We start from the raw sequence: 20,805 nt of genomic DNA, 5'->3' as shown, positions 1-20,805 counted from the left end.
TCGTTCCTCCCATATAATATTATTTCTTACATAATAAAGAATATCATATATTCTCAAAAAATAACAAGTAATATCCTCTTTTCCATTCTCAATTAAGTTCTTTAAATGAGAATAAAAAGGAGTATCCGCTGTATTTCGCCTCTTTTCAATTACTTTTTTATTTACTAAAAAATAAAAAATACTAAATTCTCCGATACGATTGATAGGGACGCCCCACTTTTAAATAGCTATTTTTACTTTCTAAAAGGTTATTTTTTTCTAGAAACAACACATATTTGCGAACAGAAACATGTGAAAGCTGACTCGCTTCTGATAATTCTTGAATCGTAAAATAGTCGGTAAATTCGTCTATTTTTTTTAACAATAATTGTAATGTTGCTTGTGTTAGTCCTTTTTCTAAGGATAGGTTTTGAATATCTTGTTCATTTTTACGTGCGTTTGTCTGTGAAGAATGAAACAATTGGTCCACTTTTGTTTGCGAAAGCTCCTCCGTTTCCAGCGTGAATTGAGCAGCTTTTTTCTGATAGTTTTCGATACTTTGTTGAAATCGCTCAAAAGAGAAGGGTTTAACTAAATAGTCTAAAACGCCTAAATGTAAGCTTCGTTTAACATTTTCCAACTCGTTGGCAGCCGTAATCAGGATAACTTCTGTGTCAATTTTTTCATCTCTAATTGTTGCCAGATAGGTCAAGCCATTGCCATCTTTTAAATGAACATCTAATAAAACAAGTGCTGGTTGTTTTTCTTTCGTTAGTTGTAGACCTTCAGCAATTGTTGCAACCGTAAAAATAGTCGGTTGGTGAATTAATTTTTCAAGATATTTTTGATGTATATATGCAACCATAGGATCGTCTTCAATAATCAATAGGTTCATTTTCCTCTGCTCCTTCGTAATGAACATTTATGCGAAGGACAAGCCAATTGTTTTGTTGGTTTTCCCAAGTCAATGTCGCTTCCGCATTCTCTAATAATCTTGCCAAATAAGAAGTGAAAAACTCTTGTTCAAAGCGTTCCAGTTGTTCTTTTGGATAAGCAAACGAATAAGTCGTCGTCAAACTTCCTGGCTGATAATCAATGGTTTCAATGATCTCTTCTGGTAACGGTTGTTCCATCAGGAAACGATGAATATAACGGTAGATAGCAATCAAATTTTGCGTATCTTCATCTCGTTTATTTGGTGGAATTTCTGGATAAATTTCAATAGCTAATTGTGTTTTAATTTCTGCAAACTTGATTCTTTCCCCACTTAAAAAACCTGCTAGAATAGGATTTCTGACCAAAATAGCTAAGCGCTGTGCAAATTCCTTTTCTGGTTTCAATAAATCGGCTAGATAATGTTTTAGCGCCTCATAATCTTCTAAATCGACTAAGCCATAAATGACATGCATCTTATTCATAAATTCGTGTGATTGACTTTGTAATGCCGAAGCATATGTTGTTGTGCTGACAAGCTGTTCTGCGACAACAAACGTTTCCGTCGCATTTTTCAGAAAGATAACATGCCCAATTGTTTTTTTACGGACATTAATCGGGGCGATTGAGACGAAATAATCCTGGCCATTTTGACGATAGAATTGCTCTGTTTTTGAATGTACGACTAATTTTTCAGGAGATAAAACCAATGCTGAAAGTTTCTTTCCTAGTAAATTTTCTTCACTATTTGTTATATTATGATACATTTTAGTCGCCTCAATATTTGCTAATAAAATATTTTGATCGGTATCAATCACAAGGATTGCGTCTTTCGTTTCCTCAAGCATGGCGTTTCGCTCTTCTAATAGACGAGCAATTTCTCTTGGTTCTAAATCGTGAAGTTGTTTTTTTAAATAATAAGAAACCACGATGGCTAATATAAAGCCAAAACCAACACTTAAAAGGACACTCACTGTGTAATCATTTTTTGTTCGTTCAATCAATTGTGAAAGCGAGGTCATTTTAATGCCCATTGCCACAACCCCAATTTGTTTTCCTTGATCATAGACTGGGACAAAACCTCGTAATGATTCTCCTAAACTCCCTTGACTAACAGACAAATGTTCCTCCCCTTTTAATGCTCGCACTTCATCGCCACCTTCAAAATGCTTACCTATTTTTTGGCGATCAGGATGTGTTAAACGAATCCCCTGCATATTCATAATCACGATAAAATCCAACTGATGGATTTCACCTAAACGAACCGTATACGCTTCCAATTCATCTGAATAGTGATCATTCTTTAAGGCTTCAATAACATTCGGTTCAATAGCCAACTGTTCCCCGACGGCTAAAAGTGCTTGCTCTTGGTTTTTACGAACTTCTTTAATTGTTTGGACCGTCGTTACTCCGTAAAAGAAAGTAATCATAATAATTAATGTTGCAATAAAAATCACTGATAAGAAGCACCATAATTTCCCGCCACGCTTCATTCCATCCCTCTTTTCTCTTCAAATAAAGTATAGCATAGGAAGATTTGGTTAAAAAACTTTTCTTTAGTTAAATTAATTAAATAATCTACTCTACAGAAAACGTTTACATTATGATGAATATAGATTAAAGTTATAGGAGGAAATAGCATGGAAAAGAAATTGCACGCAACAGCTGCTAACGAAACAGATTGGCGCAACAAATTAACCAAAACGAGGATTGGTTCGGTTACGTTACCTGTTTATCTTGTAACAGCTAGCATTATTCTTGTTACGGCTCTATTAGAACAACTACCAGTCAATATGTTAGGTGGTTTTGCCGTAATTTTAACAATGGGTTGGTTACTTGGAACAATTGGTGGAAATATTCCTATTTTGAAACATTTTGGCGGTCCTGCAATTTTATCTTTATTAGTACCATCAATTATGGTCTTTTTCAATTTACTCAACCAGAATGTCTTAGACTCAACAGATATTTTAATGAAACAAGCAAACTTTCTCTATTTCTATATTGCTTGTTTAGTTTGTGGAAGTATCCTTGGAATGAACCGCAAAATTTTAGTCCAAGGTTTAATGCGCATGATTGTCCCGATGGCATTAGGAATGATTTTAGCAATGGGCGTTGGAACCTTTGTTGGAACGCTGTTAGGCCTCGGTTGGAAACATAGCCTTTTCTATATCGTCACTCCTGTTTTAGCTGGTGGAATCGGTGAAGGTATTCTTCCTTTATCCCTTGGTTATAGCGCCATTACCGGATTGCCAAGTGAACAATTAGTGGGGCAATTAATTCCCGCAACCATTATTGGTAATTTTTTTGCTATCATGTGTTCTGGTTTACTTAGTCGTTTAGGAGAAAAACGCCCTGAACTTTCTGGACAAGGTCAGTTGATTAAAATTACTAATTCAGATGATTTAAGTGATGCTTTAGAAGAAGACAAAGCACCAATTGATGTAAAATTAATGGGCGCTGGTGTTTTAATTGCGTGTACCTTATTTATTACAGGCGGTTTATTGCAACACTTAACAGGCTTTCCTGGTCCTGTTTTGATGATTGTTGTCGCAGCCTTTTTAAAATACTTAAACGTAGTACCGAAAGAAACCCAACGCGGATCAAAACAGCTTTATAAATTTATCTCTGGCAATTTTACGTTCCCGTTAATGGTCGGCTTAGGTATGTTATATATTCCTTTAAAAGATGTCGTAGGAATGCTTAGCTGGCAATATTTTGTTGTGGTAATTAGTGTCGTTTTCACTGTTATTGCTACAGGATTTTTCGTTTCACGCTTCATGAATATGAATCCTGTTGAGGCTGCCATTGTCTCCGCTTGCCAGAGTGGTATGGGTGGGACTGGCGATGTGGCTATTTTAAGTACAGCCAATCGAATGAACTTAATGCCGTTTGCACAAGTTGCGACACGTTTAGGCGGTGCCATTACAGTAATAACAATGACTGCTATTTTTAGAATGCTTTTTTAACTATAAGTGAATTATTTAGGAGGAAAATGATATGTCAACAAAAGATGTAAAAGAATTAGCGATTGAGCAAGCAAAAAAATTTGGGGGAAAATTAGAAGTCTGTCCTAAAGTTCCGATTGAAACAAAAGCAGATTTAGGAATTGCCTACACACCAGGTGTTGCGGCTGTTTCTTCTGCCATATATGAAAAAAAAGAACGCGCTTACGAATTAACAACAAAGAAAAACACCGTCGCCGTTATCAGTGATGGTTCAGCAGTTTTAGGTTTAGGTAACATTGGTCCTGAAGCAGCGATGCCTGTCATGGAAGGAAAAGCTGCATTGTTTAAACGCTTTGCTGGTGTGGATTCGATTCCCCTTGTTTTAGATACACAAGATACTGAAGAAATCATCCAAACAGTGAAATTTTTGGCTCCAACCTTTGGGGGGATTAACTTGGAAGATATCAGCGCTCCTCGTTGTTTTGAAATTGAACAGCGTTTAATCGATGAACTAGATATTCCCGTTTTCCATGATGATCAACACGGGACAGCGATTGTTGTTCTAGCGGCTTTGTACAACAGCTTAAAATTAATCAACAAGAAAATAGAGGACATTCATGTGGTAATCAACGGCGGTGGCTCCGCTGGTCTTTCGATCACAAGAAAATTTTTAGCTGCTGGTGTAAAACATATTATCATTGTTGACCGTGCAGGGATTCTGAGCGAAACAGATACAGCTCTGCCACCACACCACGCAGAAATTGCGAAGCTAACCAATCGGGAACACCGTACCGGTGATTTAGCTACTGCTCTTGAAGGCGCTGATGTCTTTGTTGGTGTTTCGGCACCAGGTGTTTTAAAACCTGAGTGGATTCAACAGATGAATGAGCAGCCAGTTATTTTTGCAATGGCTAACCCAGTTCCTGAAATTTTTCCTGATGAAGCTTTAGCGGCAGGCGCTTATATTGTCGGAACTGGTCGTAGTGACTTTCCGAATCAAATTAATAATGTGTTAGCCTTCCCTGGTATCTTCCGTGGTGCCTTAGATGCTCGGGCGAAAAAGATTACGATTGAAATGCAAATTGCCGCTGCCAAAGGTATTGCAAAATTGATTCCCGATAATGAACTCACGCCGACTAATATTATTCCCGATCCATTCCAAGAAGGAGTCGCAAAAGTCGTCTCCGAAAGCGTCCGTAACGCTGTCAAAGAAACAAATTAAAAAGAGAAAAAAGGAACAACCTAACTCCTCTTGAGTTAGGTTGTTCTTTTTAAAATCTGAAACAATAATTTATTATTTAAAACTGATATTAAACTCTTGCATATCTTTTTCAATATAAGTAAGTAATTTTTTATTTTCAAAGAAACGTGTAAAGTAGTACGCAATACGATAATCTTCAACAGCATCTAGTCCTAGCATTTGTTTATTAAACGCTTTTTCGTATAATAAGCAATCTAAAGAGTAAATAGAACTGTGCGTCCGATTAATTTCGATTCCTTTATCACTTAATTCAATACTCTTTGCATAGTCTTTAATTAATGAATAGAATTTTGCGGTATTATAATAAATACGGCATTGCTCTAATGGATAATCTAATTTGAATTCGCTTAGCAATTGTAAAGATTTATCGTAATAAACTTTTGCTTTTTCAATATCATCTTCTAATTCATATAAAATACCGATCGCATTCATACTCAAAATATTATAAATATTAATATCACGACTAATTTCAGAACCACGATGTAAATAGAACAATGCTTCGCTATTATTTTTCTTACCTAATAAACTCGTAATTCCTTTATAATAGAAAAATTTTGTTTCTAAAATTCTGTTTGAACTTTCGATATCATCTGGATAGTCTTTCAACAGATCATAGGCTTCATCGTGCTTAAAGTAAAAGCATAATTCTTCTACTTTATTTAATAAGCTTTCGAGTTTTTTCTCACTAGAACCTTCGATACATTCTTCCACTTGTAAGTCTAAACGTAGACATACAGATGAGAAAATGTCTAAACTGTCACACACATTTTTGTTTTCAATGTTACTAATTGTTGCTTGTGTACAAATTCCTTTTGCCAATTCAGCTTGCGATAATTTTTTCTTTTTACGCGCTGTTTTGATTTTTTCTCCCGCTACTCTCACAGTCAAAACTCCAATCTTTCTATTTTTTTTGTATTAAACATACCATCATTTTACAGATAATGTTATAATGAAGCTATCATAATAAAGGAGGTGAAATATATGTTTGATTTACTTGCTTTATTAACTGGAATTTCAGTTCGTGGCAATGCACCACACCAATAATTACGTGTTTGTTTAACTGAATTTCTGACGGCTCTACCTATGCCAGTAGGTGGAGCCATTTTTTTATTTAATATTATAAAATTAACAGTATTTCTGAAACCACACACTTATTATAACACAAATTATAAATTATGCTAGATAGTTACCAAATTAACGTCATTACAAGGATGTTACGTTTTTACAACATCTTGTAAAACTAGACAATGCTGTCCTTCTTTATCCACCACACTCAATGATAGTGATAGTATCTTATGATAGAAACAACATGTACATTATAACAATTATTATTAAGAAAGCTACTTCTCAATAGGAGAAGTAGCGCTTCTCTCGTTACAGTTTTACTCTTCTTCTTCAGCCATGAATGTATTGAAAACTTCTTCAATCATATCCCATTCAGCGTCTGTTTCGATTTGCTGTAATTCGCCTTCTGTACCTTCTGCGTTTTCCACATATGAGTAAGCTTGCAATTCAACATCTTCATCCTCAGGAATTCCTGCTGGATATAATAAAACATAATTTTTACCGAATTCTTCTTGACCGTCAACAGTTAGTAAGATCTCGTATAATGTTTCATTTCCTTGTTCGTCTACTAAAGTAATGTGTTCATGTCCTTCGTGATCATGATCGTGGTTGTGTTCTGTCATTCTTCTTCTCTCCCTTGATGTATTCAAAGCTCGATAGTTATCGGCTATGTGCATCTAAATAATTTTGTAGAATCATTACTGCCGCTAGTTTATCAATGACTTTTTTTCTTTTGGCTCTTGAAGCATCTGCTTGCTCCACCAAGAAACGCTCTGCTTGGACAGTTGTTAATCGTTCATCTTGATAGTCAACAGGTAATTGAAATAATTCTTGAATCTTATCACCATAAGCCATGGATGCTTCAGCTCTAGGACCGATGGAATTATTCATGTTTTTCGGTAAACCAACGACAAATTTCGTGACTTCGTATTCTTTCACCAATTCACCTAATCGCTCAAAGCCAAAGTTTTCTTCCTCTTCGTTGATGCGAATAATTTCGATGCCTTGTGCTGTCCAACCTAATAAATCACTAACAGCCACGCCGACTGTTCGTGAACCTACATCTAGCCCCATGATCCTCATTTGATATCGATTCCGTGGTTCGCTAAGTAATATTTGGTTAATTCTTCCATGATTTCATCACGTTCATGACGACGAATTAAGTTTCGAGCATCTTGATAACGAGGAATGTAAGCCGGGTCCCCAGAAAGTAAATACCCTACTATTTGGTTAATAGGATTGTATCCCTTTTCTTCTAATGCCCGATATACGGTTTCTAACGTTTCACTGATTGCTTTTTTTCGATTATCATCAAAATCAAAGCGTACTGTTTCGTCTGTAAAACCCATTTTACTACACCTCACTTCTACTTTTATACAATTTCATTTTACTAGAAAAGAAGCGAAACTACAAACAAAATTTCTTCTCCTTCTCTCTTTTTTGTTATTTCTTAGTCTTTTATTAATAAAGGCTTCGTAAAAAAATGACAGCCATCGATAATTTTAAAATTATAAAAACAAATACACAACTTTATAAAACAAGAATAAAACTCTGCTAAATCGCCAGAATATCACCTTTCCCTCCAATTCATTTTGCGAAAAAATCGACGTTTTTCTTTTAAAAACTTTTAAATATCTATGATTAAATAATATCAGCCTTTTAATGTTACAATTCACTAACAATCTGTTTACGATGTAAATTTTCGATTGCAGCTGTTATTTATTTCCTCTTTTTGGTTCGTTTGTAGTACACTAGAAGAAAATACATAAAGTGAGGCTTGCTCAATGACTCCTGCTCATTTGGATTTACTTTTAGAAACCTGTTTGTTAGCTGGTAAAATTATGATAGAAAGCGATGCAGAAATGTACCGTGTTGAAGATACAATGAGCCGAATTGCGCTTGCTTCTGGCAACTATCGAATGGTTAGCTATGTGACACAAACCGGGTTATTTGTTGGCATAGATGGAACCTCCACGATTCGTATGGTTCAAGTAATGAAACGTGGCATTGATTTAGAAAAAATCTCTCGTGTGAATCAGCTGTCTCGTGCTTATGTGGCTGGTGATTTTTCTTTAGAGGAGTTACTGAATAAACTAAAAGTGATTGATAGTGAACACCGACATTTTCCAATTAGCGCACGCATTGTTAGTGCGGCTGTTGTCAGCGCTACAATTATGATTCTTTTTGGTGGTGTCTGGTCCGATTTGTTCTTGACTTTTCTGATTGGTGGTTGCGGCTATAGTCTTTATTATTTTAGTTTAAAGTTTCTCAAGATTAAATTTTTATCTGAATTTTTAGCTTCGCTGTTCATTGGTGCAGCCGCTATTCTTTCAGTCAAATTGGGACTCGGACAGTCACAAGATTTAATCATCATTGGTTGTGTCATGCCTTTAGTGCCTGGTGTGCAAATTACCAATGCTCTTCGCGATTTGCTAGCTGGACACTACTTATCGGGTGTTTCTCGTGGGACTGAAGCATTAATGACTTCAGGAATGATTGGTTTTGGCATTGCTTTTGTCTTTCAACTTTTCTATTAAAAGGAGTGACTCGCTTGCTAGGAATCGTTTTGGTACAATTTATCTTTAGTTTTTTAGCTTCTGCGGCGTTTGCGATTATTATTAATGTTCCTCGACGATCACTGGTGGCTTGTGGTCTCACTGGTAGTGTAAGCTGGATGCTTTATTGGGTAATCGTTGAAGTTTTTAGTGGAAATGCGGCATTAGGTTCCCTCATCGGTGCTGTCGGTGTTGCGGCAGTAAGCTACCTATTCTCAAAAATATTGAAAATGCCTGTCACGATTTTTAATATTCCTGGTATTGTTCCATTGGTACCTGGTGGCTTAGCTTATCAAGCTGTTCGGAATATCGTAATTGGCAATTATGAAAAAGGTGCCTATTTTACCGTGCAAGCTGTAATGATTGCTGGGGCAATTGCGTTAGGCTTAGTCGCTTCTGAGGTTTTCAATCAGAATATCCGCAGCTTTCGAGAAAAAAGAGAATCTTTGGGTTTTATTCGTCGTAAGCGCAACAAAATAAAAAAATAGATAGCAAAAAAGTTGGTTGCTTCCATTTGATAAGGAAGCAACCAACTTTTTTTAAAAGGAACGATAGACATATTGATTTTTTGGTGCTTGATCTGCTTTGACTTTCTCCACTTGCACAGTTGGTATTTGTCGTTTAAATGGTGGATAATAGGACAACTCAACGGTTCCGGTAATCGTTACCCAATCATTGTTTTGAAATTGCGTATGTTCAGGAAAATGAACCAACAAGCCAAAAACGCCAGAATCAGCGACACAATGAATAATCCCAAAACGGAAGACAAACTGGTCAACACTTTCTTCTCTTTTTGAATTATAGACAAAGCCTTTATAAGAAATCCTTTTCCCTGCAAATTGACTTGGATAATTATAGATTAGTTCCATAATTTCCAAATAGTTTTCATCAGTAATTGAAATCACAGATTGGCCATCATATTGTTTCATGGCTTTTGCCATCTGTTTGTCATAATCCGTCTTATTGAAATACATACTTGTATCAGGTTTCAAATATTGCGTTTGCATATCGGGATCCCCTACTGATTCTTTACTTACTGGAAAGTTAAATCCTTTTGCTTCAACAATTGTTGTGTCTAAACTAACTGTCGGAAATAATAAGCCAACAATCAACGGTAAAGAAAGTAGTAAATAGGCAAGCCCTCTTTGGCTGGGTTTTTCCAAATTATGCTGATGGCCATGATGTTCATGTCCCCCATGTTGGTGCATGTCTTCATGTTTTTTTTGCATTGATGGATCTGCTTGGTTCCACAAAATCAATTGGACAATCGCCATAATAAAAGCTAAAACCATTGATAAAACAGCTAAGTAATTATAATGAATATTGATATATTGGTTCAGTTCACCTGAAATTTGAAGATACATCATCAACCCCATATATCCAATTAAAATAATAAATCGTATCATCGATTGTAGGCCTCCTTTCTAAACTACTGCCGCATAAATAGTTACGACAAGCGCCACTATCAAAACAAATTGTACAATGAATGACATTTTAAAATAACGTTTCATCATCAATAAATTTTTAATATCTACCATTGGACCAAAAACTAAGAAGGCGACAATTGGTCCTGTGCCAAATAAACTCAAAAGAGAAGAACCAATAAATGCATCTGCTTCTGAACAAAGTGATAGAGTGGCAGCGATGACTAGCATGACTAGAATCGCTAAAATCTTTGAATGGCCCAATTGCATAAGCGCACCAGTTGGGATATAGGTTTGCATGATTGCTGCTAACAAAGAACCAAAAATTAAATAACGACCCGTATCAAAAAATTCATCAATACTATGGGTTAACGCTGACCAGCCGTTTTTCCAAAATGAACGAGCTTCATCAACGTGTTCATGCGTATGAGCAACCTGCTCTTCTTTAATCTGCGCCAACTCTTTTTCTGTTAAAATTGATTCTTTTCGAAAATAAGCTAACCAAATGCCGATAACCCACGCGACAATCATACTACCTAAAACTCGCCAAATCACAAATTTTGTTGCGCCACTAAAGGCTACGTATGTTGAAAATAGCACAATTGGATTAATGATTGGTGCCGTTAACATAAAAGCAAAAGCGGTATGTGTTGGTACATCTTTTTTAACAAATTGATGCACAATTGGGACGATCCCGCATTCACAAGAAGGGAAGAAAAACCCTAGGAAGCTCCCTACACAAATTGATAAAAATTTATTTTTAGGTAACACTTTTTTTACTCGTTCTGGTGTTAAAAAAACATGTAAAGCGCCTGAAATCAAGCAACCTAACATGACAAAAGGCAATGCTTCGATAATAATCGAAAGAAAAATAGTGCTCATCTGTAAAACAGAGTTTGGTAAAAATTGAAACATTATAGACCTCCCACTAGTAAAAATCTAGTTAACTATACTCCTAACACCAGACAAACACAAGTATTTGTCAAAAAATTAACTAAGAGTTTAAAAGTATTATCACCGATGTCTCTGTCAAACCAACTAGATAAAAGAACAAAAAATGAGCATGGGACAAAAATCACTTTGGATTTTTGCTCCACGCTCAAAAACTGATAAACCACCATTATTCTAAATTTGAAATAACTCTGAGGCTGAATCGGGGTCTGTATCATATACCTTAAATGCTTCACCGACGCCTAAATCCTTTTGCTTCAAAGTAGACTCCATTGCCATTCGCGCATGAAGTTTCGTATTATTTTCTTTGCTAAGATGACCTAAATAAATGCGTTTTGTTTTATCACCTAATACATCCGCCATCACAAGAGCACCATCATCATTGGATAAATGGCCTTTATCTCCTAAAATCCGTTGTTTAAGACTCCATGGATAAGGTCCTGCTCGCAAAATTTCAATTTCATGATTGCTTTCGACTAAATAAGCATCTGCATTTTCAATCGTACCACGAATATGATCGCTACAATAACCTGTATCCGTTAGAACAACAAAGGAACGATTATTACGGTGAAAACGATAAAATTGAGGCGCAATCGCATCATGTGAGACACCAAAACTTTCAATGTCCATATCTCCCAAGGTCAAAACTTTGCCCATTTCAAAAATATGTTTTTGAGCGACATCGACTTTGCCAATCATGGGATCCATCGCTTGCCACGTTTTTTCATTGGCATAGACATCTAACTTATATTTTCGCGCTAACACGCCAACGCCATGAATGTGATCCCGATGTTCATGTGTAACTAAAATCGCATCTAAATCTTCTGGTTTGCGATTGACTTCTGCTAACAGTGAAGTGATTTTTTTGCCACTTAAACCCGCATCTACTAATACTTTCTTTTGGTTGGTTTCAATAAAAAGGGAATTGCCTGTACTGCCACTGGCAAGAACACTGATATTAAAAGCAAACTCTGAATCCATTTAAAACTCTTCCCTTCTACATTACAACATTAACGTGTTTCATTATACAACGGACCTTAATGTTTTTCCACCTTTGGCACAGTATTATTTGTGATGATGGTATTACTTACGGCATTCACCTGTTCAATTTCAACTGAATCTTCACCAGTAGAAATTCCTACAAACCAGACTGGAACGTATACATTTTTCTCACGAATTTTATAAATTCTTGAATAGGCCAATTTAATGAATGTTATTTTGGAATTACTAGGAATGCGGTTATTCATATAGAGCGTGTCTATCGCATCACGATTGGAATATAAATCCGTTTTGTCTCGTAATTCTTCAATATTTTCAATGTGCGTTTGCGAATATTTACTAATTTTCCATAATTCACCTGACGTATCTGCTAAAATACTTAATTTTGCCGTGTCATCTCTAAAGGGAATTCCTTTATACGATTGTGCAGCCACAATTTCTGCCGTCGGCTCTTTTAAATGAGAAAATTCTGGTAAGTATTGATATTCGTCTCCGAATAATAAAGCATTTTTTTCATTTAAAAAAGTACTTAAATCTTTATCAATTTTCTTAGGATCAATAAAATAGTTTTTACTAGGCACACTCGTTAAAGTATTATCCGCAATTTGCAGCCCATTTCTCAAAAAGTTTTTATTCTTTTCACGTTGGATTTTTAAAGCAGCAGAAAAATTGGTTTGTTCGCCACTTAAATAATAGCCTTCCAATCGTTCTGAAGAAAGTGTCCCTTTATACGAAATGTTATCTTTTTCCAACCGACTTTCAATCGATTCTGTTTGGCTGGAAGAAGAGACGTTGCTCTCCTCTTGTTGACCTTCCCGATAAATTCCAAATAAAAAGATATTTAATCCTAAAAACGCTAAGAAGAAAATCCACTCAATTCGTTTAAAATCCATTAGCCCACCTCCAAGCTTGGTAATTGTTTTACCAAGTCCGTTGCAGTGTACCAATTGTTGTTATAAAGGACATACCATTCTGGACTTAAATCAACGACTTGTTTGACTTCTTCAATTGTCTGCCACGTATAACCGATAACAGCCGATTGTATTTTTTCCTTTTTAGCACCAGCCGTTTCTAAACGCTTAATCAATTTTTCCGTGCTTTCCAGCGTCACTTCTTCTTCTGAAGGAATCGGCACTTGGATCGTATTCACACTTGTGTTAATGGTTACGCTTGGCGCAGCACTATCGTTGTTCGTGATGCGAATATCCACTTGGCCTTTTAAATCATTACTGAACACTGGGAAACCTTCCACAAAAGTCCGATAATTGACACTATCTTTCGTTCGATCAAAGTAACGTAAATTTCCCATATTGGTTCCTAAACGTTTTACATAAGAAAAGCTTTGATTATAGATTGAGTCCCGTTTATTCTCTTCTGGCAAGGTCCCTTTAAAATCGATTTTTCCAAGTTTTTCTTCTGCAAACAATCGTTCTTCTTTGCTCGTGTAGGTTAAGTCTTGACTGTCTTCATTGGTTTGAATATCTTCTGTTTCATTGAAAAAAGCATTTCTAAAACGAGTAACTGGCTGCGAAGCTAAGATATAACTGTACTTTTTCAACTTCATATCATTGGTTAAATAACATTGCCCTTGTTTGGTTAGCGTATTTTCGGAAACGTCTTGATATTGCAAACCCTCTTTATTGATAATTCCCATTAAGCGCGCCTTATTGACAGTCATGGGTGCTTCATAGACGTTGGCTTGGTCATAATCTAAAAAACGTATCTTATTTTCGTTAAAATCCAATTGAATTTTCGTAAAATACTGGTCCGTCAACTCATTAAAGTTAGTAAAATTAATGGATAGATTATAAATCGAAGCATAGTCCGAGATTAAAAAGGGACCTTGATAAAGAAGTTCAATACCTTGGTCCATTTGATTGTAGCGCTTAAGTTGCTCTGCATTTTTTGTCACAACTTGTGTCAATTTACCAAACGTAGCCATTTTAATATCATTTTGAACATTACTAATTAATGTTTCACGATTACTTTGCATCGCTTTTCCATCAGTTATTCGAATCAATTGCAAAGGTAAATAGACATCGCCAATGGCTTTTTCATTGACAGCTGTTGTGACTTGGCTTCCCGACTTCATTTCTGGTATTTTTTTGGCAGAATTCAGCCAGATATTGACTGAAAAATATATACTTAAAATGACCATTAAAATCAAGCCAATTCTTGTAATCCATTCTGATAATTTCATCATTCCCACCAATCCTCTTCATAAGGTTCATATGGTAGTGAAATATAGAAAGTCGATCCTTCACCTTCTGTACTTTCCACCCAAATACTCCCGTTATGGGCCCGAATTACTTCTTTAGAAATTGCTAAACCTAAACCAGTCCCACCTTGTGCTCGCGCACGTGCTTTATCCACACGATAAAAACGCTCGAAGACTTTCCCAAGATCTTTTTTAGGGATGCCCAAACCTTGGTCCGAGATACTAAAGACGACATTATTATGTGTTTCAACTAGTCGGCAGGTAATGACGCCGCCATCTGGCGAATACTTAATCGCATTGTTCAAAATGTTGTCTAAAACCTGAATTACTTTGTCTGTATCTAACTCTACCCATAAATCGCGTTTAGTAAATTCACGGCGAATTTTGTAATTTTTTTGCCCATTTTCAATCATCATATCAAAGCGATCCAAGACAAAATTAATCAATTCGTTAAAATTCACATACTCTAATTGAAGATGTGTATTCCCAGAGTCCATCCGAGATAAATTTAACAAATCATTAATCATACGAATCATCCGGTCGGTTTCTTCTAACGTGACTTTTAAGAAATTCGGCGCAATCTCAGGGTTTTCCCAAGCTCCTTCACTCAAAGCCTCTATATAACTACGCATACTTGTCAAAGGCGTTCGCAACTCATGAGAAACATTGGAAACAAATTCCCGTCTTTCCCGTTCGTTTTTTTCCTGTTCTGTGACGTCATGAAGTACGCAAACTAAGCCAGTAATAAATCCTGATTCCCGACGAATCATCGTAAAGTCTACCCGGATAATCATTTGGTCTTCTTCACGATCAGACGTTGAGCGATCAATCAGCAGTTCATCTGGCTCTTCTAACAGCTTCCGCAATGTGTAATCTTCTTCAATATCTAACAACTCTAATAACGAGGTCCCAATCACATTTTCATTTTTTACATTTAATAATGAAAGGGCCATCTCATTAATTGTAATCACCTTTCCGCGGCGATCCGTCGCAATGACACCATCTGTCATATGCGTTAAGACACTATCTAAACGATTTCTTTCTGCTTCCATTGTTTCTTGTGCTTCTTCAATCCGTTCTGATAATTGATTAAATGTTTCTGCTAATTGGCCTAATTCATCTTTTCCATGGACTTCTACTTTTCCAGCGTAATCACCACGAGCGATTCGAATGGCTTGCTCGCGCATTTCACCAATCGGCTTCGTGATTGATCGTGCAATCAGTAAGGTCACAATAATCGAGATTGCTGCGGCAATAATAGAAGCAGTGAAAAAGATACTTGCTGTGTTGGTAATTTCTTGGTATTTATTTTCTAAATTACTTTTCACATAAAGGACACCAATCACTGTTTCTCCAGTAGGCGATTGAATCGGCTGGACATTCACATACACGCGTTTATCATTATCTAAAGCTTGATATTTTTTACTCGTAAAGTCATTTAAATCACGATAATCATTCTTTTTCCCAATAATATTTTGTTGATTTAAATCATTGGTTGCCCGAATAATCCCTTTATCATCGACAATTCTCGCTTCAGAAATATCTGCATTTGAAAAATCAGATAACGCTTTTTTTAAATTTGCATCAACGTCACTACGTTCGAGATCTTTGTTGCTCATCTGCGTACTTAACGTATTTGACAATTGGACAACTTGGGAATCCATATTTTTTTTAAAATCGGAAATTGTAGTGGCTTCCAATTCACGAATGAAATAGCCACCAATGATTTGAATCGCGATTAGTAACAGCAGAATAAATGATAAAGCAATCTTAAAATTAACAGATTGAAAAAAGTGAACTTTTTTCTTCATACCTGATTACTCCTGTTCAGGATTTCTTAGATAATAACCAACCCCACGACGAGTAACTAAATACGTTGGATGACTTGGACTATCTTCAATTTTTTCTCTTAAACGACGTACAGTTACGTCCACTGTCCGCACATCACCAAAATAATCATAACCCCAAACGGTTTGTAACAAATGTTCACGAGTCATCACTTGTCCGATATGTTTTGCTAAGTAATAAAGTAACTCAAATTCACGGTGGGTTAATTCAATTTTTTCACCCCGTTTTGAGACCATGTATGCATCAGGATGAATGGTTAAATCACCAATCGTTAATTCAGATTGTGTTGTCACCTCGGCTTCTTTCGCATTGGTTGCACCTCGCCGTAAATTGGCTTTTACACGAGCAACTAATTCACGATTTGAAAATGGTTTCGTTACATAGTCATCGGCTCCTAATTCTAATCCTAAAACCTTATCAATTTCAGAATCTTTGGCAGTCACCATAATGATTGGCATATCATGTGTTTTGCGCACTTCTCGCGCGACTTCTAAGCCATCCATTTTAGGGAGCATTAAGTCTAAAATAATTAAGTCTGGTTCCACTTCTTCCACTTTTTCAAGTGCTTCTTCTCCATCATAAGCAGTAAATACTTCATATCCTTCTTTAACCAAATTATATTTAACGATCTCTGAAATTGGCTTCTCGTCATCAACTACTAAAATTTTCTTCACAAAGAGACACCTCTTTTTCCTTCTAATCTTATTTGATACTTTCCTATTATACCTTATTTTGATGATGTTTTCATCTTTGGTTAAAAATGCGCCTTTAGGTTCTCCTAGTATAACAAAAAAAGAATCTCTGACAACAATTGACGCTTGTTATCAAAGATTCTTCTTTCGCTAATCTATTCTTCCGTATCTAAGACGAATTTTGCTACAAGAGCGGCTAATAATCCACCAATTAATGGCGCAACGATAAAAATCCACAACTCAGATAACGCTGAACCACCCGCAAAAACAGCTGGCGCGATGCTACGAGCTGGGTTGACAGAAGTTCCTGTCAAAGGAATACCGACTAAGTGAATCATTGTTAGTGTTAACCCAATTACGATTCCTGCTAATGAAGCATTGCCTTTCTTAGCACTTGTAACTGTCATGACAACTAAAACAAAAATAAATGTTAAAATAATTTCGACTGTCAATGCACCAGCAACACTTAATTCCCCTACGCCATTTTGACCTAGGTTCTCAATACTTTTACCAGCACCTTTTAGAATGCTTAATAATGCAAATGAGGCAATCAAGCCGCCAACAATTTGTCCCACTACATAGTAGATTAGTTCCATTGTTGTCATTCGTTTATTAAGCCACATTCCTATAGAAACAGCTGGGTTTAGATGTGCACCTGAAATTGTGCCAATACTATAGGCAGCAGCAACGATTGTTAAGCCAAATGCTAAGGCAATCCCCGTTGTTCCAATCCCTTCCATACCATTTCCTAGAACAGCTGTTCCTGTCCCAAAAAAGACAAGAATAAATGTTCCTAAACATTCTGCTATTGCTTTTTTCACAAAAAATTCCCCCTTTGTAGACAAATTGTAACACATTCGTGAAATTTTCAATATAATTTTCGTTGTTTTTCCAGCAAAATGATATTTCTATGAAAAAGAGAAATCTTAAATGAAAAATCCCCTCAAAAAAATTTGAGGAGATTTTTCATTTAATTAATCATTTAATAACTGTATACCAACACCTAAAAGTCCTGGTCCTGTATGAACAACTAATGCCGGACTAATCGTTCCAAAGTAAATTTCTTCTGCTTGTGGAAAAGCCGCTTTCAAGCGTTCCATCATTGCTTTTGCTTCTTCCTCTGCCGCACCGTGAGCGACTGCCAAACGGAAACGGGGTGCCTCACCTATAAAGTTCGTTACCAACTCAAACGTTTTATCTAGACTTTTTTTACGGCCGCGAGACTTAGCCACCGTATAGTAAATGCCTTCTTCATTACAAGAAATAATGGGGTTTAATTTTAGCGCATTCCCTAAAATAGAAGTGACTAAACCAATTCGTCCACCTTTTTGTAGATATTCTAAAGTGGCTACATTAAAAAATACTTTTGCGTTGGCTACTTCTTCTATTAATTTTTGTTGTAATTCTTGCCATCCTAATCCTGTTTCAATCAATTCTGCTGCTCGTATCGCCTGAATGCCAGCCCCGATACCAATGTTCTTTGTATCTAAAACAAATACATCTAGTCCTTCGGTTTGTTCTCCAAGCAAGCGAACCACATTATAGGTTCCACTTAAACCACTAGAAATGGTCACCGCTAAGACTTTTTCGTAACCCGCTTCTTTAATTTTGTCAAAAATAGCTTGGATTGTTGCGCCATCTGGTAATGAAGTACTAGGGATTTCTTTCTCTAAACGTTGATACACTTCTTCTGGTGTAATATCTACCTTATCTGTATAGGTTTTTTCAGGATAAATAATCTGTAAGGGCAAGACATACATGCCGTATTGTTTGACTAATGCCTCTGGAACATCTGTCCCAGAATCAACCAGTAGTGCGATTTTTTCTTTATTCATGTGTCATCTCATCCATTTCTTTTAAGTATTCTTGTTCCAATTCAATCACTTTTTCACTAAACATTTTAGTAGCAAAAGACATTGTCGCTGCTTTTACAGCCAAATATTCAATCCCCATAGGTTCTTGTGATTTGGCCTGAACTTCTTTTTCTTGCGCTTGAGCAGCAATCACATAAATCGCTCGTTCCTGTTCTTGACAAAATAAATTGTACGCTTCACGAATACCAACCGTAGCTCCTTGGAATAAAATGCCTTGCTTAATTTCTGGCAATGTTAACACTTGTTTCAACAACGTAATCGCAATTAAAAACGCTAAATGCTTTTGATTGTAGCGCTTTTTCACTGGGGCCGGGATTAACCCGTGTTTGACATAATTATTAACCATTGAGGACGTTAACAAAGTATGTTTTTCCAGTGTAATCAATGGGGATAAGTATTTTTCTATCAGAGTAATCACTTGATCCATATATAATTCAATATCTGGTAACTCATGCCATCTTGGCAAATGAACGTTTTCCAATTGTTGGCCCCAATTTTGTAGTGATTTTTCTATCTCGTCCATAAAAACCCTCCTAACCATTTCTAAAAAAGAATATCATACTTTTGACAATTATTCAATCTAGTTTTTAAAACTAGATTGAATAAAAAAGAAAAGCGAGCAATTTTGGAATTGTTCACTTTTCTCTCTTTATTTTTTTAAAGAACGTTTTCCGATTAAAATACCTATCAAAAACAGGCCTTCTAATAAAACAAAAAACAAGATAAAACAATGCATAAAGTAGGCTTCAGGTAAGGCATTGATAATCGGATCAGTCAGCGGATTAAATAACCAAGCATCGTTGTTAAAAAATAATCCATGAAACGCAATAAAAAATTGATCAAAGCCAATTAGCATGAAAAAGCCAAAAAGCACAGGCAAAAACATTCCCCACTGAAATGGCCGTATCAATGTCCATAAACGCTGATTTTTTACCAAATATTTTAAATAAAGGACACTAGGCAACAACGTAACTAGTAATACACCATAGCACAATAAAAACAATTTTTTCACTTCATAAAAATGAAAAGCCGCGCTATCAGACATTGGAAAATCAGGAAATACTAATGTTTTTTCAAAAGGATTGTTTAAGTACATCATTAAATGATCGTAATTTTTAATCAAGGTCACACGATCAACCTCTACGTCTTTTAAAATATTTAAGTGTTGGATATCAAAAAGATACAATGGACGAAAATTAATCGTGATCGTGATACTTAAAGCCATAATCGTTAAAAACAAACAAATGAGTCCAAGTGTTTCCCTTAAACGCAATTTCGACCTCATCATACTCAAAAAGTCCATTCATCTAAGGAATCAACAACATAGGTTGGTGGCGTTGGCAAAGTTGGAACAGCTGACTTAGGGGTAAAACCTGATGTAACTAACAAGCTATCAATACCATTTTGAATCCCTGATTGAATATCGGTTTCATAATTATCTCCAACCATAATTACTTGCTCTTTTTCCACGCCTAAATGCGCAATCGCTCGTTCCATGATAATCGCTTTTGGTTTGCCAATATAAACTGGTTTTGTTTGAGTAGCTGTCTCCACAAACGTCACAACTGAACCTGCACCAGGTAATAAGCCTCTTTCTGTCGGAATGTTCTTATCTGGATTGGTCCCAATAAACAACGCCCCTTTTTGAATGGCTAAGGTAGCTAAAACCACTTTTTCGTAAGATAATTCTGTATCAAGTCCCACGACAACATAATCAGGATTTGTTTCATCCCATTCAAAACCTGCTTCTAAAATTAAGTCAATTAAACCAGCCTCGCCGATGACAAAGACTTTCTTGCCTCGATTGGTTTCTTTCATGTAATCAATCGTCGCTAAAGTCGCTGTATAAACAAGGGATGCTGGGACATGAATATCAAATTCATTTGCTAAACGTTGTGCCACTGTTTCAGGAGATTTAGTGGTATTATTCGTTACAAATAAAAAAGGCAAATCTTTTTCCTGTAACTGCTCGACAAAACGTTTTCCGGCTGGAATTGGTTCTTTTCCTAAATAAATCGTTCCATCTAAATCAATTAAATATCCTTGATAGTCTTTTTTCAC

22 protein-coding genes are annotated in these 20,805 nt (G+C 36.1%); 4 read left to right on the top strand and 18 right to left on the bottom strand.

Annotation, left to right across the window (positions count from 1 at the left end; genetic code table 11):
* Positions 1–181: 181 nt before the first annotated feature.
* On the bottom strand, positions 182–874 hold the full coding sequence (locus tag IGJ41_RS05365) for a response regulator (protein WP_002382177.1): 693 nt from the start codon (positions 872–874) through the stop codon (positions 182–184).
* A complete protein-coding gene (locus IGJ41_RS05360; RefSeq protein ID WP_153854130.1) occupies positions 855–2,405 on the bottom strand; it encodes a Spo0B domain-containing protein in 1,551 nt (516 codons plus the stop codon). Before IGJ41_RS05360 ends, IGJ41_RS05365 begins: the two co-directional genes overlap by 20 nt.
* A 147-nt stretch (positions 2,406–2,552) precedes the next feature.
* Between IGJ41_RS05360 and IGJ41_RS05355 the strand changes: the two genes are divergently transcribed.
* The gene (locus IGJ41_RS05355) at positions 2,553–3,878 is read left to right on the top strand and encodes a 2-hydroxycarboxylate transporter family protein (RefSeq protein ID WP_153854129.1); all 1,326 of its coding nucleotides are present in this window, start codon (positions 2,553–2,555) and stop codon (positions 3,876–3,878) included.
* 31 nt (positions 3,879–3,909) lie between these two features.
* Positions 3,910–5,079: an NAD(P)-dependent malic enzyme gene (locus tag IGJ41_RS05350; RefSeq protein ID WP_104855675.1), complete on the top strand. Its 1,170-nt coding sequence runs from the start codon at positions 3,910–3,912 to the stop codon at positions 5,077–5,079.
* A gap of 72 nt (positions 5,080–5,151) precedes the next feature.
* Here IGJ41_RS05350 and IGJ41_RS05345 read toward each other — a convergent pair whose 3' ends face one another.
* The 4 genes from IGJ41_RS05345 to ireB form a co-directional block, all read right to left on the bottom strand.
* On the bottom strand, positions 5,152–6,000 hold the full coding sequence (locus tag IGJ41_RS05345) for a helix-turn-helix domain-containing protein (protein WP_002385984.1): 849 nt from the start codon (positions 5,998–6,000) through the stop codon (positions 5,152–5,154).
* 500 nt (positions 6,001–6,500) lie between these two features.
* The gene (locus IGJ41_RS05340) at positions 6,501–6,806 is read right to left on the bottom strand and encodes a DUF1292 domain-containing protein (RefSeq protein ID WP_438714028.1); all 306 of its coding nucleotides are present in this window, start codon (positions 6,804–6,806) and stop codon (positions 6,501–6,503) included.
* Between the two features lie 37 nt (positions 6,807–6,843).
* Positions 6,844–7,266 carry a Holliday junction resolvase RuvX gene (gene ruvX / locus IGJ41_RS05335; RefSeq protein ID WP_002357936.1) on the bottom strand — a complete coding sequence of 141 codons (423 nt, stop codon included), beginning with the start codon at positions 7,264–7,266 and terminating at the stop codon, positions 6,844–6,846.
* Complete coding sequence (ireB, locus tag IGJ41_RS05330) at positions 7,263–7,532, bottom strand: regulatory phosphoprotein IreB (RefSeq protein WP_002357937.1); 270 nt, start codon at positions 7,530–7,532, stop codon at positions 7,263–7,265. Before ireB ends, ruvX begins: the two co-directional genes overlap by 4 nt.
* A gap of 435 nt (positions 7,533–7,967) precedes the next feature.
* Between ireB and IGJ41_RS05325 the strand changes: the two genes are divergently transcribed.
* Both IGJ41_RS05325 and IGJ41_RS05320 read left to right on the top strand, forming a co-directional pair.
* Entirely contained in the window at positions 7,968–8,720 is a 753-nt protein-coding gene (locus tag IGJ41_RS05325; protein ID WP_002357938.1) for a threonine/serine exporter family protein, read from the top strand.
* A gap of 5 nt (positions 8,721–8,725) precedes the next feature.
* On the top strand, positions 8,726–9,226 hold the full coding sequence (locus IGJ41_RS05320) for a threonine/serine exporter family protein (RefSeq protein WP_438714026.1): 501 nt from the start codon (positions 8,726–8,728) through the stop codon (positions 9,224–9,226).
* Positions 9,227–9,277: 51 nt separating this feature from the next.
* Here IGJ41_RS05320 and IGJ41_RS05315 read toward each other — a convergent pair whose 3' ends face one another.
* The 12 genes from IGJ41_RS05315 to IGJ41_RS05260 form a co-directional block, all read right to left on the bottom strand.
* Positions 9,278–10,144 carry a TIGR03943 family putative permease subunit gene (locus IGJ41_RS05315; protein WP_002357940.1) on the bottom strand — a complete coding sequence of 289 codons (867 nt, stop codon included), beginning with the start codon at positions 10,142–10,144 and terminating at the stop codon, positions 9,278–9,280.
* An 18-nt stretch (positions 10,145–10,162) separates the two neighbouring features.
* Positions 10,163–11,077, bottom strand: coding sequence for a permease (locus tag IGJ41_RS05310; protein ID WP_002357942.1), 915 nt, complete (start codon positions 11,075–11,077; stop codon positions 10,163–10,165).
* 210 nt (positions 11,078–11,287) lie between these two features.
* Complete coding sequence (locus IGJ41_RS05305) at positions 11,288–12,094, bottom strand: MBL fold metallo-hydrolase (RefSeq protein WP_002357943.1); 807 nt, start codon at positions 12,092–12,094, stop codon at positions 11,288–11,290.
* 56 nt (positions 12,095–12,150) lie between these two features.
* Entirely contained in the window at positions 12,151–13,005 is an 855-nt protein-coding gene (locus tag IGJ41_RS05300; protein WP_002365516.1) for a two-component system regulatory protein YycI, read from the bottom strand.
* Positions 13,005–14,315: a YycH family regulatory protein gene (locus IGJ41_RS05295; protein ID WP_002413394.1), complete on the bottom strand. Its 1,311-nt coding sequence runs from the start codon at positions 14,313–14,315 to the stop codon at positions 13,005–13,007. Before IGJ41_RS05295 ends, IGJ41_RS05300 begins: the two co-directional genes overlap by 1 nt.
* Positions 14,312–16,141 carry a cell wall metabolism sensor histidine kinase WalK gene (walK, locus tag IGJ41_RS05290; RefSeq protein WP_438714023.1) on the bottom strand — a complete coding sequence of 610 codons (1,830 nt, stop codon included), beginning with the start codon at positions 16,139–16,141 and terminating at the stop codon, positions 14,312–14,314. The genes IGJ41_RS05295 and walK overlap by 4 nt, the downstream gene beginning before the upstream one ends.
* Positions 16,142–16,147: 6 nt before the next feature.
* Entirely contained in the window at positions 16,148–16,852 is a 705-nt protein-coding gene (gene yycF / locus IGJ41_RS05285) for a response regulator YycF (RefSeq protein ID WP_002357947.1), read from the bottom strand.
* A gap of 173 nt (positions 16,853–17,025) precedes the next feature.
* A complete protein-coding gene (locus IGJ41_RS05280; protein WP_002408099.1) occupies positions 17,026–17,727 on the bottom strand; it encodes an MIP/aquaporin family protein in 702 nt (233 codons plus the stop codon).
* A 117-nt stretch (positions 17,728–17,844) separates the two neighbouring features.
* Positions 17,845–18,705 carry a DegV family protein gene (locus IGJ41_RS05275; protein WP_438714021.1) on the bottom strand — a complete coding sequence of 287 codons (861 nt, stop codon included), beginning with the start codon at positions 18,703–18,705 and terminating at the stop codon, positions 17,845–17,847.
* Positions 18,698–19,267, bottom strand: coding sequence for a DUF1836 domain-containing protein (locus IGJ41_RS05270; protein ID WP_002357951.1), 570 nt, complete (start codon positions 19,265–19,267; stop codon positions 18,698–18,700). Before IGJ41_RS05270 ends, IGJ41_RS05275 begins: the two co-directional genes overlap by 8 nt.
* Positions 19,268–19,393: 126 nt before the next feature.
* Complete coding sequence (locus tag IGJ41_RS05265; RefSeq protein ID WP_025189836.1) at positions 19,394–20,047, bottom strand: TIGR01906 family membrane protein; 654 nt, start codon at positions 20,045–20,047, stop codon at positions 19,394–19,396.
* Positions 20,035–20,805 (bottom strand): TIGR01457 family HAD-type hydrolase, encoded by a 771-nt coding sequence (locus IGJ41_RS05260; RefSeq protein ID WP_002357953.1) that lies wholly within the window; start codon positions 20,803–20,805, stop codon positions 20,035–20,037. Before IGJ41_RS05260 ends, IGJ41_RS05265 begins: the two co-directional genes overlap by 13 nt.

The sequence above is a fragment of the Enterococcus sp. DIV1537a genome (assembly GCF_051712085.1).
GTDB classification, from domain to species: domain Bacteria; phylum Bacillota; class Bacilli; order Lactobacillales; family Enterococcaceae; genus Enterococcus; species Enterococcus faecalis.
The sequence above is the reverse complement of the archived record's forward strand: the minus strand, read 5'-3'. Positions and strand labels throughout refer to the sequence as shown.

Coding starts and splice junctions, on each gene's coding strand:
- IGJ41_RS05340 (WP_438714028.1), bottom strand. CDS start 6,806: ATGACAGAACACAACCACGATCATGATCACGAAGGACATGAACACATT.
- IGJ41_RS05355 (WP_153854129.1), top strand. CDS start 2,553: ATGGAAAAGAAATTGCACGCAACAGCTGCTAACGAAACAGATTGGCGC.
- IGJ41_RS05295 (WP_002413394.1), bottom strand. CDS start 14,315: ATGATGAAATTATCAGAATGGATTACAAGAATTGGCTTGATTTTAATG.
- IGJ41_RS05265 (WP_025189836.1), bottom strand. CDS start 20,047: ATGGACTTTTTGAGTATGATGAGGTCGAAATTGCGTTTAAGGGAAACA.
- IGJ41_RS05305 (WP_002357943.1), bottom strand. CDS start 12,094: ATGGATTCAGAGTTTGCTTTTAATATCAGTGTTCTTGCCAGTGGCAGT.
- IGJ41_RS05270 (WP_002357951.1), bottom strand. CDS start 19,267: ATGGACGAGATAGAAAAATCACTACAAAATTGGGGCCAACAATTGGAA.
- ireB (WP_002357937.1), bottom strand. CDS start 7,532: ATGGGTTTTACAGACGAAACAGTACGCTTTGATTTTGATGATAATCGA.
- IGJ41_RS05275 (WP_438714021.1), bottom strand. CDS start 18,705: ATGAATAAAGAAAAAATCGCACTACTGGTTGATTCTGGGACAGATGTT.
- IGJ41_RS05360 (WP_153854130.1), bottom strand. CDS start 2,405: ATGAAGCGTGGCGGGAAATTATGGTGCTTCTTATCAGTGATTTTTATT.
- IGJ41_RS05315 (WP_002357940.1), bottom strand. CDS start 10,144: ATGATACGATTTATTATTTTAATTGGATATATGGGGTTGATGATGTAT.
- IGJ41_RS05365 (WP_002382177.1), bottom strand. CDS start 874: ATGAACCTATTGATTATTGAAGACGATCCTATGGTTGCATATATACAT.
- ruvX (WP_002357936.1), bottom strand. CDS start 7,266: ATGAGGATCATGGGGCTAGATGTAGGTTCACGAACAGTCGGCGTGGCT.
- IGJ41_RS05325 (WP_002357938.1), top strand. CDS start 7,968: ATGACTCCTGCTCATTTGGATTTACTTTTAGAAACCTGTTTGTTAGCT.
- IGJ41_RS05300 (WP_002365516.1), bottom strand. CDS start 13,005: ATGGATTTTAAACGAATTGAGTGGATTTTCTTCTTAGCGTTTTTAGGA.
- IGJ41_RS05280 (WP_002408099.1), bottom strand. CDS start 17,727: ATGTGTTACAATTTGTCTACAAAGGGGGAATTTTTTGTGAAAAAAGCA.
- IGJ41_RS05350 (WP_104855675.1), top strand. CDS start 3,910: ATGTCAACAAAAGATGTAAAAGAATTAGCGATTGAGCAAGCAAAAAAA.
- walK (WP_438714023.1), bottom strand. CDS start 16,141: ATGAAGAAAAAAGTTCACTTTTTTCAATCTGTTAATTTTAAGATTGCT.
- IGJ41_RS05310 (WP_002357942.1), bottom strand. CDS start 11,077: ATGTTTCAATTTTTACCAAACTCTGTTTTACAGATGAGCACTATTTTT.